The 3162-nt window shown below is 43.8% G+C and carries 4 protein-coding genes; all 4 read left to right on the top strand.

Annotated features, from left to right (window positions below; genetic code table 11):
* On the top strand, positions 1–265 hold a 265-nt coding region (locus IH879_21905), incomplete at its 5' end, for a hypothetical protein (protein MCH7677581.1).
* A 190-nt stretch (positions 266–455) separates the two neighbouring features.
* Positions 456–935: a DinB family protein gene (locus IH879_21900; protein ID MCH7677580.1), complete on the top strand. Its 480-nt coding sequence runs from the start codon at positions 456–458 to the stop codon at positions 933–935.
* 60 nt (positions 936–995) lie between these two features.
* Entirely contained in the window at positions 996–1688 is a 693-nt protein-coding gene (locus IH879_21895; protein ID MCH7677579.1) for a DUF3800 domain-containing protein, read from the top strand.
* A 229-nt stretch (positions 1689–1917) separates the two neighbouring features.
* A partial coding sequence (locus IH879_21890; protein ID MCH7677578.1) for a DEAD/DEAH box helicase occupies positions 1918–3162 on the top strand: 1245 nt, incomplete at its 3' end.

Here is a 3162-nt window from a genome sequence, read left to right as displayed (position 1 = left end):
CCTCTTTCATCTGCACTACCGCGATCCAAATCAAGAATGCCCGATTGGTCACAATATTCAGGATGCCTTGAGCGGCGTTTTTGCTGATGCGGAAAGCGCAATTAAAAATGTTCTATCCAAAAAAACGCTGGCAGATATTGCGCGGGATATCATGGACCGTTCAGGCATCTCAAAAAAACTCGCAGAAGGATTCTCCCTTGAGCAACTGAGACAGGAGTTTGTTTTTCAGTCTGGAAAACTCATCGAAAAATCGCTGGTTGCCTAATTCTTAAACAAAATTAAAAGACCCAACCTCACTCAGCTTCTGCGGATTGTTTTTAATTCTAAGTCATCCATATTGTTTGCTGTTCAATCTTTTAGTCGTTTAAACAGGCAAAAATATATGACAAAAACCTATTGATATATTATGAAATTTTAAGTAATGTTAAAATGAAATAATTTTGCAGGAGAATAAAATGAACCCCTCGATTGCTACCGTTGCTGCGCTTTACAAAATGGACAACTCCTTTTTTCAGAACGGTATTGGCAACCTCGACAACGAAACAGCAATGAAAAAAATATCTGAAAGCACAAACCCAATTATGTGGATGGCAGGGCACCTAACGAGTATTCGGTATCATTTATTAAATCTGCTAGGCGAGAAAGAAGAATTCCCCTGGCCCAAACTTTTTGACGACGGATTTGCTGCTGAAAAGGATTATCCCGAGATGTCGAAAATTGCCGACGCCTGGAATGAGATCTCCGATGCGTTTCAAGAAAAACTGGCGCAAGCTTCTGAAAGTGACTTGACTAAAGAGTTAGATTACAAATTACCCCATGGCGACAATACAGTCCGCGGCGCGCTTATTTTCTTTGCTTATCACGAAGCCTGGCACTTTGGCCAGATAGCTTACGTTCGCAAATGTTTGGGGATGGAGGGGTTGGTGCCGTATTAGGATATTGTGGTAAGCTAAAACACTTTTTTTGAGTCAATACCAGTAAAAATGAAATATCGGATGTACGTCGATGAATGTGGAAATCCAGATTTGAAAAGTTCGGATAATCCTATTCATCGCTTCTTGAGCCTCACTGGTGTAATCATTAGTTTAGATTATGTTAGAGAAGTGCTGAACCCGCAAATTGAATCTCTGAAGACTAAGTATTTTGGGTCGCACCCAGACGACCCGGTTATTCTTCACAGAAAAGAATTAGTTAATGCTAAATATCCCTTTGAAGTACTTCGAGATAAAAAAATACGAATGCAATTTGACGTTGAATTACTGGAATTACTCGAGAATTGGGAATATACTGTCGTAACTGTATGCTTGGATAAAAAAGCTCACAAAGAAGCTTATACAGTCTGGCGATATGAGCCTTATCACTATTGCCTTGCTTTGCTCTTAGAACGATATGTGTTTTTCTTGGAACAGAATGAAGCCAATGGAGATGTCATAGCGGAGTCTCGAGGTGGTAATGAGGACCGAAAGCTTAAAGATTCATTTAGCGGACTCTGGAAAAACGGGACTGACTATGTAAGTCCAGAACTATTTCACCAGGTGTTTACCAGCAAACAACTAAAAGTTAAGCCAAAAGCAAACAACATTTCTGGATTACAACTTGCTGATATCATTGCACATCCAAGTCGAATGGAAATTTTGAAAGAAATAGTAAACGAAGTGATGAGCTCGCACCATTTGCCAAAAAAATAGCTGCTATTCTAAAGGTAAAATATTATCAGCAAGAGGGTAAAGTTTTCGGGAAGAAATTCATATAAAAAGAAAGGCCCTAAAAAGGGCCCGATGGCCTAAACCATCCACCTCCAGTAAACTGGATTACTTTAATGATAACAAATTATTCGACAAATGTCAAGAGTTTTCAAGAAATGTCAGGTACATTTGAAAACAAGTGTCTTTAGAGTTTTCTTAACTTAAAAGAATCATGCCACTAAAACAATTCCACACCGCGGTCGCAAGCTGGTTTCAAAAGACCTTTGAAGAACCTACCGAAATCCAAACCAAAGCCTGGCCGGAGATCAAAAAACACCGCAATACCCTGATCGCGGCGCCGACGGGTTCCGGAAAAACGCTGGCCGCTTTTTTAGCAACCATAGATGATTTGGTTCGCCAGGGGCTAAAAGCCGACTTACCTGAAGAAACCCAGATCGTCTATGTCTCCCCGCTTAAGGCGTTGAGCAACGACATTGAACGCAACCTCCAACTCCCGCTGAAAGGCATCATTGAGCAGCTCAGGAAATCAAACCTCCCTGAAGTCAAAATTAAAGTCATGGTTCGCACCGGCGATACGCCGTCTTCTCAAAGAACGGCGATGGTGAAAAACCCGCCGCATATTCTGGTGACCACGCCCGAGTCACTCTACTTGCTCCTTACCAGCGAAAATGGCCGCCGCATGCTGTCGACTGTGCATACAGTAATTGTCGACGAAATTCATGCATTGGTTCGCGACAAACGCGGCTCGCATTTAGCGCTTTCTTTGGAAAGATTGGAGAATTTGACGCCGAAAAAATTGGTGCGAGTTGGACTTTCTGCAACCCAAAAACCCATAGAAACGGTCGCGCGTTTTCTAATTGGAAATAATTTCCAAAACGGCAAGCTCGACTGCACTTTAATAAACATCGGGCATAAGCGCACAATGGACATCGCCATCGAGGTGCCGCGCTCACCGCTCTCAGCCGTCATGCCCAACGAGGTCTGGGGCGAAATCTACGAACGTTTGGAAGAGCTGATTCATCAACATCAAACGACGCTAATTTTTGTCAATACGCGGCGGCTGGCAGAACGCATGGCCCATAACCTGACCGAACGATTGGGCGAAGAATTTATCACCGCCCATCACGGCAGCATGGCCAAAGAGCATCGCCTGGATGCCGAGCAGCGCTTGAAGGAAGGTTCGCTGCGGGCACTGATCGCCACGGCCTCTTTAGAGCTCGGCATCGATATCGGCTCGGTCGATCTGGTTTGCCAAATTGGATCGTCCAAATCAATCGCAGCTTTTCTGCAACGGGTTGGACGTTCGGGTCACACTTTAAAAGGTGTTCCAAAAGGCCGCATCTTCCCCATGACCCGGGACGAATTAGTTGAGTGTGCAGCCATTCTGGATGCAGTGCGGCACGGAGAATTGGATAAAATCATTATGCCGGAAAAACCGCTCGATATTTTGGCGCAG

It is taken from the genome of candidate division KSB1 bacterium, assembly GCA_022562085.1.
Lineage (GTDB): Bacteria > Zhuqueibacterota > Zhuqueibacteria > Oceanimicrobiales > Oceanimicrobiaceae > Oceanimicrobium.
Note: the sequence above shows the minus strand (reverse complement) of the source record. Positions and strands in the feature narration are given on the sequence as shown.

Bases quoted from the DNA above. Each gene is read 5' to 3' on its own strand.
- IH879_21900 (MCH7677580.1), top strand. From the start codon at position 456: ATGAACCCCTCGATTGCTACCGTTGCTGCGCTTTACAAAATGGACAAC.
- IH879_21895 (MCH7677579.1), top strand. From the start codon at position 996: ATGTACGTCGATGAATGTGGAAATCCAGATTTGAAAAGTTCGGATAAT.